Here is a 16571-nt window from a genome sequence, read left to right as displayed (position 1 = left end):
TATTTTTTGTTTTTTGTTTTATATCTTTTTTTTAGCTGTAAAAAAAAGATAATAACAGAAAATAACATAAATGAAATCATGATTGTTGATAATAAAAAGTTTGATACTATAAGGATAAAAGACTCTAATAAGATAAGTCATATTATCACCACTTTTAATGAGTCTAAAGAAGTAGACACGAAATTTGGAAACAAATATAGTATGTATTTAAAACTGGATAGCTCGAATATTTATATTGCTATTAACGGTAACTGTTTTAGGTATAAGAAGAAATCATATATAAATAGTAATGATTTGTCAAATACTTGGAAGGGAAATACCCGATAGTACGGATTTGTAACTCCAGATCGTACACCCGCTCCCGCTAGTCTGTGACCCCGATAGCTCAGATATGATGGCGCGGAAATGTTTTCCGTGCTAAGTCTGAGTAAGAAAATAAATAGATAAGAAACAGCTACAGAAATGTAGCTGTTTTTTTGTTTCAATACTTCTTACTTCATTCACTTAAAAAAAATATTTTTTCTTCAATGATTTAGTTTTTAGAGGGTACTTGTATAGTTTTTGTCTAGTTCAATTAAAATCAAAAAAAGAGTGAAGCACTAATTTTGTAACTGAAGTTTAGTTCTAAATTAGTTATGAAAATAAAATTCTTTCTTTCTGCATTTTTGCTTTTATTACTATGTGTTGGTTGTACCCCTTCATTACCAGAAGATGTAGCTCATGCATATGAAAAACTCCCAGAGCAACTAGATTATAATATTCATGTAAAACCAATTTTATCTGATAAATGTTTTAGCTGTCATGGACCAGATAAAGCAAAAATATCGGGAGGGCTTCAATTGCATGATCCAGAGACCGCACTTATAGAGTTAAAAGAGTCTCCAGGAAAATTTGCTATAACTCCGGGCAACCTAAAAAAATCTGAAGTTTTTCATAGAATTTTATCAAATGACCCTAACGTGGTGATGCCAACACCAGAATCATATTTGTCACTATCTCCAGAAGAAAAAGCAATACTGATTAAATGGATTGATGAAGGAGCAGAGTATAAAGATCATTGGGCTTTTATACCAGCATCTTTACCCAAAATACCCAAAGTGAATAATGAGAACCTGGTAGCTAATCCGATTGATAATTTTGTCTTGGCCAAATTAGAAGAGCATAATATCACACCTTCTAAAAAAGCGAATAAAGAACTACTATTACGACGCGTTTCACTTGATCTCACAGGATTACCACCTACCAAAAAAGAGATTTTAGATTTCACAAATGATACATCTACAGATGCGTATGAAAAACAAGTAGATCGTCTTTTAGATTCTCCTCATTACGGAGAAAAAATGGCTGTTGATTGGTTAGATTTAGCCAGGTATGCCGATACTCATGGATATTTCGTAGATCGATATCGGGATATGAGCCCCTGGCGAGATTGGGTAATTCAATCTTTCAATGAAAATTTATCTTATGACAAGTTTATTACATGGCAGTTGGCAGGGGATTTATTAGATAACCCTACAAAAGAACAGGTATTAGCAACAGGATTTAATCGTCTACATCCTCAAAATCTTGAAGGAGGAATTATAGATGAAGAATTTCGATCAGAATACGTTTCAGATAGAACCAATGTTATGGGACAGGGTATCATGGGATTAACGGTAGCTTGTGCAAAATGCCATGATCATAAATACGATCCTATTTCACAAAAAAATTATTATGAGTTGTATAGTTTTTTTAATCAGATAAATGAGTCTGGCCAAATTCCATGGGATTGGTCTATGCCCGTACCTACATTACTTCTCCCAACGAAAGAAGAAGAAAAAATGATGTCCTATATCAATACTCTGATTGATAAAGAGACTCAAAACATTCAGGAAATAAAAAGTAATCAGTTACAAAATGCAAAGGATTGGATTGCAGAAGAAAAATATAAAACAGATTCATTTAAAGATACAGATCATCTATCAGCCTATTTTGACTTTGAAAATAATTCATTACAAAATAAACTTAATCGTAGAGAACATGGTACGATGAAGACCCAATTTACGAACAATGAAAAAACAACTTTAACTCTGGGGTATTCTGGCAAAGGACTTCAGCTTGACGGGGATGCATGGTTAGATTTGGGTGATATCGGTATTTTTCAACGTAGTGAGGCTTTTAGTATCGCAGTACGAATATTTGTACCCAAAGATCTAAAAGAAGGAGTGATTTTTCATAAAGCACAGGGAACCAGATTGCATAGTTATAGAGGGTATCACTTAACTATTAAACCCGATAATACGCTAGAACTTTTGATGGCACATGTATGGCCAGATAATGCTATTGTAAAACGAACTATTAAAGAAGTACCCAGAGATCAATGGGTACATCTTACCTTAACCTATGACGGTTCCAGTAAAGCAAAAGGCTTTAAAATATACCTTGACGGTCAGGAAATGAAGTCTAATGTAGAAATAGATAACCTGTATAAGGATATTATCTTTCACAATTATGAAGACTATATTTATCCAGAACCTATAGAACCTGGATTACAAATTGGAGCAAGATGGAGAGGTAAAGGAATTGCTAAATCAATAGTAGATGATCTTATGGTCTTTGATAAGGAATTAACCAATCTGGAAATTCTTAAAATATCAAATAGCAAATTTCTTGATCCAATACTATCAAAAAACGAAAATGAATTGTCTAAAAAAGATAAAGATCAATTAGTAAACTATTATTTGTCTACAAAATCAAAGCCTGTAAAAAAAGCATTATCATTATTACAAGAATTGCGTACTCAATATGCAGATAGTGTTGATAATATCAAGGAAATTATGGTGATGAAAGACTCTCTGAATTTACGTAAAACCTATGTGTTAGAAAGAGGACAATATGATGTTTACGGTGAAGAGGTATTTTCGGATACTCCAGAAAGTCTACCATCTATGTCAGAAAAATTACCCAAAAATAGGTTAGGTCTCGCTAAATGGTTAATAGACCCCAACCATCCTTTAACGGCAAGAGTAGCGGTAAATAGATACTGGCAGAATTTCTTTGGTACCGGTATTGTAGAAACTTCTGAAGATTTTGGAAATCAGGGAACCTTGCCAACACATCCTGAATTATTAGATTGGCTGGCAATAAAATTTATAAAAACAGGATGGAACCTTAAGACATTAAATAAGTTAATTGTAATGTCTAATACGTACCAGCAAGATTCTAATGTGTCAGATGTGTTAAGAGAGATAGATCCGGATAATGAATTACTGGCTAGAGGTCCCAGAAAGAGATTGTCGGGAGAAATGTTACGAGATAATGTATTACTCGCTAGTGGGTTGTTAAATCAAAAAATAGGAGGGGAGAGTGTAAAGCCATACCAGCCAAAAGGATTATGGAAAATGACACATATAGCATATGAAAGAGGATCGGGAGAAGATCTATATAGAAGAAGTATGTATACTATATGGAAAAGAACAGCTCCCAATCCTACTATAGCTACTTTTGATGCCCCTACAAGAGATATCTGCACTACCAGAAGACAAGAAACCAATACTCCTTTACAGGCATTGGTACTCCTTAATGATCCTACGTATATAGAAACAGCAAAAGTAATAGGTAAAAATATGACTTCGTTTTTGAGTATTGAAGATGCAATTAGCGATGCGTATATACGATTAACAGGAAAGACGATAACAACAAAAGAATTACAACTGTTGATGGAGTTACAAAATGAGGAATTTAAAAAGTTTACAGAAAATATTGATAAGGCAAGAGGTTGGTTAAATTCTGGAGATATCCGCTTTCAAGAAAATGAAAACCTCCCTATGATAGCGGCAAATGCAGTTGTTGCTAGTACGATTATGAATTCTGATGCTACAATAACTAAAAGATAATATATATGTGATCATCATGATACATTATGATTTACTAGTATAGCAAAGAAGATTTGATGACAGACAACAAAAAATAAAAACTCCCTTAATCTTGTTTTTAGATTTTGTTCAATAAAAAAACATGTTGAGATTAGTATTGTGAAACAAATTCAACTAGATTATCATTTCTTTCTAATTTTAGTTTTTTTCTTAGTCGATACCTTGAGGTGTGCACACTTTCTATTGAGATTCCAAGAAGTGAAGACATGTCCTTACTTGAAAAGTTAAGTTTTATTAGTGCACAAATTTTTAAATCTGTCTGGGTTAATGGTGGGAAATCCTTTTTGATTTTTTTGTAAAAATCTTGATTGATATCTATAAATCTTGCTTCAAACTCTTTCCAGTTACTACCAACACCAGACTTAATAGATTTTATGACTTTATTTATCGAGTTTGGATTTAGATCTTCTTTATTGTCGGTAAGAGTGTTTTTTAAACCAGCAATAAATTCATCTTTTTCTATGAGTTGTAGAGCAGATTTTGCTAATTCTTTGTTTTTTAATTCTATTGCCTTTTTATTTTCTTTTAGCTTGAGTTTCTGTTTTTGTTTTAATAAAATCTTTTCTCTTTTGTGTTTTCGTTTTAAGTTTTTGAATACCATAAAACCAAATACAATAAGTGAAAATAGTGTAACAAACAATAATATAGATCTTAGTGTTGATATTTTCTGTTTATGTTCTAATTTTAATAATTTTTGCTCATTTAGTATCTGTTCTTGTTTGTTTTTTTGGATTCGATATTTGTCTTTTATCTCAAATAAATATTCATTGTTTTTACTATTGATACCAAATATTTTGTTTTCTAAGCCAATGGCTTTATTCAGATGAAAGAAAGCTTGTTTGTATTTTTCAGAACCATAATAGATTTGAGATAATTCTTTATGATTTATGATTTGATAATTCATATGGCTATTGTATTTGCCAGATAATTCTAAAGATTGCGTATAGTGAAATTTACTTTTATCTACATCTCTTTTCATTTGATATAATTGTGCAAAAAAGTAGTGTACAATAACCAAATAGGATTCATTATTTTTTTTAAAATATTCATAAGAATTTGTAAGCATCTCTTCGGCAATATCAAATTCTCCGCTAGTAGCTAATAAAAATCCTCGTTCTGATTCTAAAAAATAATTTTGAACGTCACTATTTTGAGAACGAAAGTGGATATAACAGCTATCTACATATTTTTTTGCAGTTTCAAAGTCCCTATTGTACCGATAAAAACTAGCTATCGAGAAATAATCACTGATAAGATAACCCGCATCAATTTCTTTTTTTGAGAACAGATTTTTACTGATGCGTAAAGCGTTGTCAAAATTTTCTAATGCTTTTTTATTTCTATTGTAAAAACTGTATAACCAACCTAAAGATTGATATACTCTTGATTTAGAAAATTCATCATTACTTTCTTCTGCTAGAAATAGGGCTTTCCAGTATCCATCATATGATTTACCATAATTTAGATTGTGTCCGTATAATTCAGATAATTCATGAATACTATTGATAAGATTTAAAGTATCCTTTTTATAAGTAAAATAGTCAATACTCTTTTCATAATTATGTACGGCCTTATCAAAATTGACAAACTTATTTTTTCTTGCTTCTTCTAAATATTGATTTGTTTGATATGGTACCTGTCCGAATATAAAATTCTGAGATAAAGTAAATATTAAAAAACCGGATACTAATAATATTTTTTTCATCATTTTGATTCTTTTCAATATTTTTTGACGCTCCATAATCTAGAATTAACAGAAATTATCTTCCAAACAATGAATCTAATGAACCAAATCTAACTAAATAATTGTTTAGTTGTTGGTTGAGGAATGTTTAGGTAAAAGTTTAAAAAAGTAATTTTTTCTTATAAATTAACAAAAATTATTAGAGGAGTGATGTTTGTGTATTGTCCCCTACCTATAAAATCGTGTTTTTGTCTAGTTATTTAAGGGGTAAAAAATGAAATGTCTAGTTTATGTCTAGTTGTGGTTAAAACAAGGTTCTAATATTAGTATTGATCTTTGTAAGAAAATTTTATTCTACAATTTAGATATGGTATTGAGATCCTTCCTTACGTTACTTCTGCTGTGCGTTTTTTTTGTAAGTAGTGCCCAAAAATATTCAAAAATAGGTAAACATGATTTTAATTTTGATTGGAAATTCAAACTTTTAGAACGCTCTGGAACACCTGTAAAAATTGAAGATACAGACTGGAAAAACATAAATTTACCTCATGATTGGAGTGTAGGTTTTTCATTTGATCCAAAAGGAGAAGGAGCAACTGGGTATCTGCCTGGAGGTATCGGAATATATAAAAAAGATTTTTTATTAAATATAGATGATTCTAAAACAACGTATGTGTTGTTTGATGGTGTTTATAACAATAGCAAAGTCTATTTAAATGATCAGTTACTGGGAATCCATCCATATGGATATTCTCCTTTTTATTTTGACATCACCAAAAGACTAAGAGATAATGGTGAATTGAACACTATAAAAGTTGAGGTTGATCATAGCAGATTTGTAGACAGTAGATGGTATACAGGGTCTGGGATCTATAGAAATGTGAAACTAATACATAAAAACAATCTACATATTCCAGTATGGGGAGTTTTTGTGACTACTCCAGAAATATCTAAAGACATTGCTAAGACTCATATAAAAACAACTATAAAAAACAATAACACATCAGAACAAGATTTTGATTTACAAATTAAGATTTATGATGATGAGAATACGTCTGTTTCAGAATATTCAAAAAAATACAAGGTAAAAGCTAGTCAGAAAATTGACGTGGAAAGCATTCTTAATATACCAAAACCTTTTTTGTGGAGTATAACATCACCAAGAATGTATACAGCAATTATCACCATTGCACAAGAGGGTAAGTTGATAGATAAAAATGATGTACGCTTTGGAGTAAGAAGCATAAAATTTGATGCAGATAAAGGCTTTTTCTTAAATGATATTAGTACTGCTATAAAAGGAGTTTGCCTTCATCATGATGCAGGACTTGTAGGTGCCGCTGTACCCAAAGATGTTTGGATAAGAAGATTGCAAAAACTTAAAGATGCAGGATGTAATGCGATTAGAATTGCTCATAATCCTGGTTCACAAGAATTCCTGGATCTATGTGATGAAATGGGATTTTTGGTTCAAGATGAATTTTTTGATGAATGGGATAATCCAAAAGATAAAAGATTAAATACAAATGAGAAAAGTGTAGATGATGTAACTCGAGGGTATACTCAACATTTTCAAAAATGGGCAGAACGAGACCTTAAGAATACTATGTTAGCGCATCGCAATCACCCTTCTATTTTTCAATGGAGTATAGGAAATGAGATAGAATGGACCTATCCAAGAAATGCAGATGCAACAGGCTTTTTTAATAATATGAACTGGAATGGAAATTATTTTTGGGAAGAACCTCCACATACCATAGATCAGATTAAAGAAAAACTAGAAACCTTACCCAAAGGGAAATATGATATTGGTGAAACGGCTAAGAAATTGGCGAAGTGGACCAGAGAAATGGATACTACTCGATATATCACAGCCAATTGTATTTTACCTTCGGCAAGTCATCTTTCTGGTTATGCAGATGCGCTTGATGTTATTGGCTATAGTTATAGACGAATTCTGTATGATTATGGGCATAAAAATTATCCAGAAAAACCCATCATGGGTACAGAAAACCTTGTGCAATGGCATGAATGGAAAGCTGTTGAAGAACGACCTTTTATCTCTGGAACTTTCCTATGGACAGGAATTGATTATATGGGAGAATCAAACGATCAATGGCCAAGAAAAGCTACTCCCAGTGGTATGCTAGATGTAGCTGGTTTCGAAAAACCTTCGTACCATATGATGAAGACATTGTGGAACGAAGAGCCTCATATATACGCCACTACGCAAACTCTGGATAAATCAATATACATAGAAGAAAAAAACACTGGATTAGCTGTAGAAAAAGTAAAAGATGCATGGAAAAAAGCATTGTGGGTTTGGCATGATGTAAATGATCATTGGAATTATGAAGAGAAAGATAAGGTTGTGGTAGAAGTATATTCAAACTGTAATGAAATCGAACTGTGTCTTAATGGAGAGAGTTTAGGAATCAAAAGACTAAAAGATTTTGAAGACAGGATATATAAATGGATAGTTCCTTATACCAAAGGTGAATTAAAAATTGTTGGATTAAACAATGGAGAAGTTGAAGAAATTAGAACAATACATACTTCAGGTAAGGCAGAGCGTATAAAAATTACAACAGATAAAATAAAGCTAAAAGCTGATGGGTATAATACAGCTCATGTGGTAGCACAATTAGTAGATAAACATGGTATTCCTGTTACAACCAGTGATGAAGAAGTGATCTTTACAGTAGAAGGAGAAGCAAAGATTCTCGGTGTGGATAATGGTTGGGCAAGTAATGTGCAAGATTATCAATCAAACAAAATTGTAACACATAAAGGCAGATGTTTGCTGCTTTTACAATCAAAAACCAAAAAAGCAGATGTGACAATTAAAGCAACTTCAAAAAATTTAACCGGTAATACTATTCGTATTACCATTGAATAACTAAAAACTCAAAAAGAATATTCTCATGAACTTAAATTATAAATGCATAGTGTACTTCTTATCTCTTGTTCTTTTGATTGCTTGTAGTAACCAAGCAGAAATCAAAACTCCAAAAGTAGAAGAAACTAAAACTAAGGAAAATATAAATGACCTAGGATTAGATGTGTCACAAGAAAAACTAGATCGATTTGGTATTACAGATAAAGATCATTTGAGTGCGGCTTCCAAAAGAGCTTTGCAATGGGAATATGTAGAAAATGATTGGTATCGAGTCTTTAATGCAATGAAACCATTAAAAGGAGATTTAGCACATGAAGAGGGGGTAGTACGTCGTGATCCATCAGCTATGATTAAAGAAAATGGTAAGTATTATGTGTGGTATTCAAAAAGTGTGGGTAAAACTGATGGTTTTGGAGGAGATATAGAAAATGACAAAGTTTTTCCTTGGGATCGCTGCGATATATGGTTTGCAACATCAGAAGATGGCTGGACATGGAAAGAAGAAGGTATGGCAGTACCAAGGGGGAAAAAAGGGGCATATGATGACAGATCAGTATTTACAGTAGAAATCATGAAACATGAGGATATGTATTATCTGTGTTACCAAACGGTAAAATCCCCATATAACGTTCGCGTTAAGAATCAAGTGGGATTAGCCTGGTCTACTTCTCCAAATGGTCCTTGGACAAAGAGTGAAACTCCTATTCTAAGTCCCGCTGATAATGGAGTTTGGAAAGGAACAGAACAAAATAGATTTTTAGTCGAGAAAAAGGGAGATTTTGATTCTCATAAAGTTCATGATCCGTGTATTATACCTTATAAAGGTAAATTTTATTTGTATTACAAAGGAGAACAAATGGGAGAAGAAATCTTATTTGGAGGACGTCAAATCCGTCACGGTGTGGCTATAGCAGATAACCCTAAAGGCCCTTATATCAAATCTAAGTATAACCCTATTTCTAATTCGGGTCATGAAATTTGTGTATGGCCGACAAAAGGAGGTATTGCTTCTCTAATTACTACAGATGGACCAGAACGTAATACGATACAATGGTCACCAGACGGAATAAATTTTGAAATCAAAGGTGCTGTAAAAGGTGCAAATATGCCTCATGCTATTGGTTTAAATCGAACTTTAAATACTCCGGATGATAATCCGACTCAGATTTTTGATTGGGGGCTGTCTCATGTATATAACAACTGGCATGAACAAAGTATTATGCGTTTCGATTCCTACAGAAAGACGTCTCACGTAGCTAAAGGAGCCAAAAAACCGGATGGGAAGAAAAAAGAAACAACACAAAAAGACAATTAATAACTTAACATAACAACATTGAAAGCAACTAGATACGAGGGTAATAAAACCTTCAATGTAATAGAGAAAGACCTTGAAGCACCTGTAAAAGGTGATGTGCGTATTAAAGTGGCATATTCTGGTGTATGTGGTACAGATGTGCATATCTATCATGGTATGATGGATAAAAGAGTAAATATTCCTATAACTATTGGTCACGAAATGTCTGGTACTATTGATGCACTAGGTGAAAATGTTATTGGATACGAAGTCGGAGATAAAGTAGTTGTAAGACCTCTGGATGATCGTGGTGTAAAGCCTTCTGATAAAGGATTTAATCATATTTGCGAAGATCTAAAATTTATAGGGATAGATAGCCCTGGATCGATGCAACAATACTGGAACGTACCGGCTTTTACACTTCATAAATTAAGAACAGCTACAGATTTAAAACTCGCAGCGCTTATAGAACCGTTATCAGTAGCGGTGCATGATGTCAGACTTAGCGAATTGAAGTCAGGAGAAACAGCAGTAATATTAGGAGGAGGGCCAATTGGTCTACTCGTAGCTATGGTAGCCAAAGATACGGGAGCGAATGTAATCGTATCTGAAGTGAATCCTGTAAGAATTGCCAAAGCAAAAGATCTGGGGCTTGATGCGGTAAATCCGGTAAAAATGGATTTGATACAATACGTTAAAGAAAAAACTGACGGACGATTAGCAGATGTGGTTTTTGAGGTTGCAGGAGTACAACCTGCTCTAGATATTATGACAGAAGTTGCAGGAATTAGAGGAAGAATTGTAATGGTAGCAATTCATGGAGAAAAGAAAAATGTTGATTTATTTAAGTTTTTCTGGAAAGAACTTAAACTTATCGGTGCCAGGGTATATGAAAAAGAAGATTATGAAAAATCCATTCAATTAATTACCGATAATGAACTCCACTTTGAAAAATTAATAACCGATATACAACCACTTACCAAAATTCAGGAAGTGTTTGAAAATATAGATAAAAAACCTGACGGGCTTAAGATATTAATGGATTGTCAACAATAAACATAAACTAACAACACACAAATTAATGAGTATTTTAAATAAATTCAGTTTAGAAGGAAAAACCGCCCTTGTAACTGGTTGTAAAAGAGGAATAGGAAAAGCTATGGCAATTGGTCTAGCACAAGCAGGAGCAAATATTATTGGTGTTTCGGCTAGTTTAGAAAAAGAAGGAAGTGAAATAGAGAAAGAAATAAATGCAATAGGAAAAACCTTTAAGGCATATCAATGTGATTTTTCTGATAGAAAATCTTTGTACAACTTTATTAATCTATTAAAATCAGACTTTCCCGTTATTGATATTCTAGTGAATAATGCAGGAACAATATTAAGAGCTCCAGCAGCAGAACATTCTGATGAATACTGGGATAAAGTAATTGAGGTGAATCAAAATGCTCAATTTATCCTTACCAGAGAGATAGGAAAAGAGATGATTAATAGAGGGGATGGTAAAATTATATTTACAGCATCCTTGCTAACTTTTCAAGGAGGAATTACTGTACCTGGATATGCAGCTAGTAAAGGAGCTATTGGCCAGATGACAATGGCTTTTGCTAATGAATGGGCAGGAAAAGGAGTGAATGTAAATGCTATTGCACCGGGATATATTGCAACAGATAATACAGAAGCCTTACGAAATGACCCAGATAGATCTACTTCAATTCTTTCTAGAATTCCAGCTGGTAGATGGGGGAATCCCGAAGATTTTGCTGGCCCTGTAGTGTTTTTAGCATCCGAAGCTGCAAATTATATGAGTGGTTCCATTACAGTTGTTGATGGAGGATGGATGGGGAGATAATTAGTGAACAACATCAAAAAATAATAAAATGAGCAACGTAAAAGAATATCAACTGTTTATTAATGGGGAGTGGGTTAAATCAACATCTGGAGAAACTATTGATGTTATAAGTCCTTCAACAGAAGAAGTGATTGCCAAGATACAAAATGGAACTCCTGAAGAAGGTATTAATGCACTTGAAGCAGCAGATAAAGCATTTAAGTCCTGGAAGAAAATTCCTGCTCGACAAAGAGCTGAATTACTATATAAATTTGCCGATAAAATATTAGCTAAAAAAGAATATTTAGCAGAATTATTAGTAAAAGAACAAGGGAAATTACTTAAAGTAGCTAGAATGGAAGTAGAAGTTACCGCTACTTTTATTCAATATGCTTGCGAATGGGCTAGAAGAATTGAAGGTGATATTTTACCTTCAGATAATGAAAATGAGCAAATATGGATCCAAAAAATACCAAGAGGTGTTGTAGTAGCTATTACCGCCTGGAATTTTCCTTTGGCTCTAGCCGGAAGAAAATTAGGACCAGCTTTGGTCGCGGGAAATACTTTGGTAATCAAACCCACTTCAGAAACACCTCTTGCTACCTTAGAACTTGGAGATATAGCTAAAGAAGTAGGGATTCCTAATGGGGTAATTAATATTGTAACAGGACCGGGAAGAGCTATGGGGAATGCTTTGGTAGAACATCCTGTTACAAAAATGATTACCATGACAGGTTCTACTCCTGTAGGACAACAAATTGCTAGAAATGCAGCTCAAAATTTAACTCATGTTCAACTCGAGTTAGGAGGAAAAGCACCTTTTATAGTGTTTGAAGATGCAGATATTGATGCAGCCGTAGCTTCTGCTTTACATTCTCGTTTTGATAATTGCGGTCAGGTTTGTACATGTAATGAACGCATGTATGTGCATGAGGGAATCTATGATAAATTCATGGATAAATTTATAACAGCTACAAAAGCTCTTAAGGTTGGGGATCCGATGTTAGAAGATACAGATATGGGACCTAAAGTAAATGCTTCAGAATTAAAACACATGGAGCATCTGGTAGAAGTTAGTGTTAAAGAAGGAGCAACCATAGCCACAGGCGGAAAGCGACCAAAAGGATCCGAATTTGAAAAAGGGTACTGGTTCGAACCAACAGTACTTACCGATGTAACACAGGATATGACTATTGTTCATGAAGAATCTTTTGGACCAATCTTACCAGTCCTAAAATTTAAAACTTTTGAAGAGGTTGTAACATATGCAAATGATTGTGAATATGGTTTAGCAGCAATGATATTTACAAAAGATATGAAAACTATAATGAGATGTAAAGATGAATTAGAATATGGAGAAATTTATATAAACCGAGGGCATGGTGAGCAACATCAAGGATTTCATAACGGATATAAATTATCTGGAAGTGGTGGAGAAGATGGTAAATATGGTTTTGAACAATACTTAGAAAAGAAGACTTTTTACCTAAACTATAAATAAATCGAATATATAAATATATGAATAACGAAATTATAGAAATTGATATTAGGTTATTCGAAGTGCCTTTACCAGAAGTATTATCGGATGCTAAACATGGAGATCATTATCATTTTGAATTAGTCACAACTACCATTACCCTTAGTGATGGCAGTACAGGAACTGGATATACCTATACAGGTGGAAAAGGTGGTCATGCCATTAAAGCAATGCTCGAACATGATTTTAAAAATGTATTATTAGGTAAAGATGGATCTGATATCGAGGGAATCTATGATTTTCTGGAGTGGCATATACATTATGTAGGCCGAGGAGGAATAGCCTCTTTTGCAATTTCTACTATTGATATTGCGCTTTGGGATATTCGCTGTAAGAAGATGGGACAACCATTATGGAAAGCAGTAGGAGGAGCAAATAATACGTGTAAAGCATATTGTGGGGGGATTGATCTAATGTTTCCTATAGAGAAACTCCTTAATAATATGAAAACATATTTGTCCAGAGGATTTAATGCTGTCAAAATTAAAATTGGTAGAGAAAATTTGGATGAGGATATAGAAAGAATCAAAGCGGTTAGAGAGTACATAGGTACTGACATAATTTTTATGGTTGATGCTAATTACTCGATGAGTATTGAAAAGGCAATAGAGGCTATTGAAAGGTTCAAAGAGTTTGATATAACCTGGTTTGAAGAGCCTATAATACCAGATGATTATACAGGTTATGGCGAAATTGTAAATACAACAGGTTTTCCCCTCGCAATGGGAGAAAATCTACATACCATTCATGAATTTGAATATGCCTTTAAACAATCCAGGCTATCATTTATACAACCAGATGCTTCTAATTGTGGTGGGGTAACAGGATGGCTTAAGGTAGCAAAAATGGCTAAAGAACATAGTATTCCTGTATGTTCACATGGGATGCAGGAACTACATGTTAGTTTGGTTTCTTCACAAGAAAATGCAGGTTGGCTTGAAGTACATAGTTTCCCAATTGATGAATACACAACCAGACCTTTGGTAGTTGAAAATCACAGGGCAGTGGCTCCAGATTTTCCTGGGATAGGGGTAGTTTTTGACTGGAAAAAGCTAAATCCTTTCGAAAAAAAATAAGTATAACCAAAATCGCAGTTAACAACAATAATAACCACCCATTTTGATCATTATGAAAATAGAGAAAACAAATTTTGGAAACTTCGAAAAAGATATAGTATCCCTATATACATTGTCTAATAATAATGGTGTGGTGGTAAAAATAGCGGATTATGGAGCTACGATCACATCTATTCTTACTCCTGATGCAAAAGGTAATGTCAGGGAAATTACTTGTGGTTTTGAAAATATAGAAGGGTATTTTTCTGAGGAGTATAAAAATAATGCTCCTTATTTTGGAGGAACAATAGGTAGATATGCTTCTAGAATTCATGAAGGTAAATTTAGATTAGAAGACGAAGAGTATACTCTTGCAGGAAATGATAGAGGAAACCATTTGCATGGTGGAATTCAAGGGTTTGATCGACGTATGTGGCAAATAGATGAATCTACAGAAGGAGAAAATGAAGTTCTTTTAGCATTAACTCTTCACAGCGGCCACATGGAAGAGGGTTATCCTGGAAATGTAAATGTAAAAGCACGATTTACCCTTAATAACAACAATGAATTAATTATTTCTTACCATGCAGAGACAGATAAAGCCACTCCTATCTCGTTAACCAACCATTCTTATTTTAATTTGTCGGGTTTTAAAGAAACTATTCACAACCATAAAGTAACTATACATTCTGAAGCATTTCTTGAAGGAGATGAAAAAGGAGTTCCGCAAGGTAATAAAATAGAAGTGGTTGATCGACCGGAAGATTTTAGAAAAGGGAAACTATTTAGTAAAGCTTTGAATCAGATGGAAACAGGTTTTGATACGTACTTCCTTTTTAAAAAAGATTTCCAACTAAAGAAAGTAGCTTCTATTGAACATTTTAAAAGTGGTAGAGCAATGGATGTTTTAACTACAGAACCTGGAATGCTTTTTTATTCGGGATACTTTACTTCAGATCATTTAAAAAGAGAAAATGGAGATCAATATGGTAGATATAAAGCTTTTTGTTGTGAGACGCATAGATATCCTAATGGGCCAAATCTTGATATCGCTCCAAAAGCAATCACATATCCAAGAGACCCATACACCAGTAAAACAATCTTTAAATTTTACACTACTTAATAAATACCATACAACAAATAAATATTCACACTTCATCTAAGTAAAATTCAATATTATGATTTTAGGAGTTTTAATTGCCATTATTGCAGGTCTCATGTTAGGTTTATATGCATTACCAGAAAAATACACCAAAGGCTATGAATTTGAGAATACCTGGGGAATGATGTTTTTAATTAACATGTTCATCATTCCGATTGCGGCGGGTTTTTTATTAGTTACAGGATTTAATAGTATTATTACTAATATCCCTACAGATATTCTTTGGAAAATGGTTTTTGCTAGTGTTCTTTGGGGAGTTGGAGCAATGATGTGGGGTAAAGCAATTAATCATATTGGTTTGTCTTTAGGGTTTTCTATATTCATAGGGACTGTAATTTTAGTAGGTTCATTGTTGCCATTTCTTGTAGATGGTTTACCACCTTCCAATGTGTTTAGCGTGATTTTAATAGGAATTATTATTGTGCTTTTAGGTGTGTTCTTTAACGGAAAAGCAGGTATTCTTAGACAAAATGAAAATACAGAAAATCAAGATACCAGTAATAATAAAAATTCGTCTATGATCATTGGTATTATTATAGCCGTTGCAGGTGGGTTATTAGCAACAGGCTTTAGTTATGCTAATGCTTTTGGAAGACCTTATTTACATGAAGCTAGTCAACAAGCAGGAAATCCAGAATGGGTAACTGCCGTTATGGTGATGATTGTTATATATGTTTCTGGAGGTCTTTTTGTTATACCTTATTTTATGTATCAATTGAGTGTAAAAAAACTATGGGGTAAGTTTAGTTCTTCTCATACAGGCAAAAACATAATATCTACTTTTATAATGGCTTTATTGAATTTTGCAGCTTCAGGAACGTTTGCCTTTGCAGCTTATAAACTTGGGTCTTCGGGTAATACAGTCGGTTATGCGATTTTTAATACATCATGTGTAGCAGTTGCTATAATTACAGGACTCTTAACTGGTGAATGGAGTAAAACCGGTACAAAACCTAAAATGTTTTTATATCTAGGTTTGATAACTATGACTATAGGAGTTGTTGTTATTGCAGTAGGAAACGGAATGCAATAAAATTGTTGTTCTTTTAGCTGAATTTTTTGATCGAAAATTTTGATTATAGAAGTCAAGATTTAACTATGATCTTAAAGGTACCATTCTTTATAAGGATACTTATAAATTTTATATAATTTAAAATATATTGAGTTTGATTTTTAGGGAGAAATCTCTCTATTT

General features: G+C 33.2%; 10 protein-coding genes. 9 read left to right on the top strand and 1 reads right to left on the bottom strand.

Annotation, left to right across the window (positions count from 1 at the left end):
* The first annotated feature begins 635 nt into the window (after window positions 1-635).
* A complete protein-coding gene (locus PQF96_RS03990; RefSeq protein ID WP_271765158.1) occupies window positions 636-3875 on the top strand; it encodes a DUF1553 domain-containing protein in 3240 nt (1079 codons plus the stop codon).
* Window positions 3876-4005: 130 nt separating this feature from the next.
* On the opposite strand, the gene PQF96_RS03985 is transcribed toward PQF96_RS03990, so the two are convergent.
* Window positions 4006-5619, bottom strand: a complete 1614-nt coding sequence (locus PQF96_RS03985) for a tetratricopeptide repeat protein (RefSeq protein ID WP_143916019.1) — start codon at window positions 5617-5619, stop codon at window positions 4006-4008.
* Between the two features lie 346 nt (window positions 5620-5965).
* Here PQF96_RS03985 and PQF96_RS03980 point away from each other — a divergent pair, with 346 nt between their 5' ends.
* The 8 genes from PQF96_RS03980 to PQF96_RS03945 are packed head-to-tail and all read left to right on the top strand — an operon-like array spanning window position 5966 to window position 16409.
* Complete coding sequence (locus PQF96_RS03980; protein ID WP_271765157.1) at window positions 5966-8497, top strand: glycoside hydrolase family 2 TIM barrel-domain containing protein; 2532 nt, start codon at window positions 5966-5968, stop codon at window positions 8495-8497.
* A 25-nt stretch (window positions 8498-8522) separates the two neighbouring features.
* Window positions 8523-9812: a glycoside hydrolase family 117 protein gene (locus tag PQF96_RS03975; RefSeq protein ID WP_271765156.1), complete on the top strand. Its 1290-nt coding sequence runs from the start codon at window positions 8523-8525 to the stop codon at window positions 9810-9812.
* Window positions 9813-9830: 18 nt separating this feature from the next.
* Window positions 9831-10847 carry a zinc-dependent alcohol dehydrogenase gene (locus PQF96_RS03970; protein ID WP_109438897.1) on the top strand — a complete coding sequence of 339 codons (1017 nt, stop codon included), beginning with the start codon at window positions 9831-9833 and terminating at the stop codon, window positions 10845-10847.
* Window positions 10848-10878: 31 nt separating this feature from the next.
* A complete protein-coding gene (locus PQF96_RS03965; protein WP_271765402.1) occupies window positions 10879-11643 on the top strand; it encodes an SDR family NAD(P)-dependent oxidoreductase in 765 nt (254 codons plus the stop codon).
* Between the two features lie 28 nt (window positions 11644-11671).
* A complete protein-coding gene (gene aldA / locus PQF96_RS03960) occupies window positions 11672-13123 on the top strand; it encodes an aldehyde dehydrogenase (protein ID WP_271765155.1) in 1452 nt (483 codons plus the stop codon).
* Window positions 13124-13140: 17 nt separating this feature from the next.
* Complete coding sequence (locus PQF96_RS03955; RefSeq protein ID WP_143916013.1) at window positions 13141-14235, top strand: mandelate racemase/muconate lactonizing enzyme family protein; 1095 nt, start codon at window positions 13141-13143, stop codon at window positions 14233-14235.
* Between the two features lie 52 nt (window positions 14236-14287).
* Window positions 14288-15337 carry an aldose epimerase family protein gene (locus tag PQF96_RS03950; protein ID WP_271765154.1) on the top strand — a complete coding sequence of 350 codons (1050 nt, stop codon included), beginning with the start codon at window positions 14288-14290 and terminating at the stop codon, window positions 15335-15337.
* Window positions 15338-15392: 55 nt separating this feature from the next.
* Entirely contained in the window at window positions 15393-16409 is a 1017-nt protein-coding gene (locus tag PQF96_RS03945; RefSeq protein ID WP_109438892.1) for an L-rhamnose/proton symporter RhaT, read from the top strand.
* Window positions 16410-16571: the final 162 nt, after the last annotated feature.

The sequence above is a fragment of the Aquimarina algiphila genome (genome assembly GCF_947494415.1).
GTDB lineage: Bacteria > Bacteroidota > Bacteroidia > Flavobacteriales > Flavobacteriaceae > Aquimarina > Aquimarina algiphila.
This window is presented reverse-complemented; position numbering and strand designations above follow the sequence as displayed.

Bases quoted from the DNA above. Each gene is read 5' to 3' on its own strand.
- PQF96_RS03950 (WP_271765154.1), top strand. From the start codon at position 14,288: ATGAAAATAGAGAAAACAAATTTTGGAAACTTCGAAAAAGATATAGTA.
- PQF96_RS03975 (WP_271765156.1), top strand. From the start codon at position 8,523: ATGAACTTAAATTATAAATGCATAGTGTACTTCTTATCTCTTGTTCTT.
- PQF96_RS03945 (WP_109438892.1), top strand. From the start codon at position 15,393: ATGATTTTAGGAGTTTTAATTGCCATTATTGCAGGTCTCATGTTAGGT.
- aldA (WP_271765155.1), top strand. From the start codon at position 11,672: ATGAGCAACGTAAAAGAATATCAACTGTTTATTAATGGGGAGTGGGTT.
- PQF96_RS03990 (WP_271765158.1), top strand. From the start codon at position 636: ATGAAAATAAAATTCTTTCTTTCTGCATTTTTGCTTTTATTACTATGT.
- PQF96_RS03985 (WP_143916019.1), bottom strand. From the start codon at position 5,619: ATGAAAAAAATATTATTAGTATCCGGTTTTTTAATATTTACTTTATCT.
- PQF96_RS03980 (WP_271765157.1), top strand. From the start codon at position 5,966: ATGGTATTGAGATCCTTCCTTACGTTACTTCTGCTGTGCGTTTTTTTT.
- PQF96_RS03955 (WP_143916013.1), top strand. From the start codon at position 13,141: ATGAATAACGAAATTATAGAAATTGATATTAGGTTATTCGAAGTGCCT.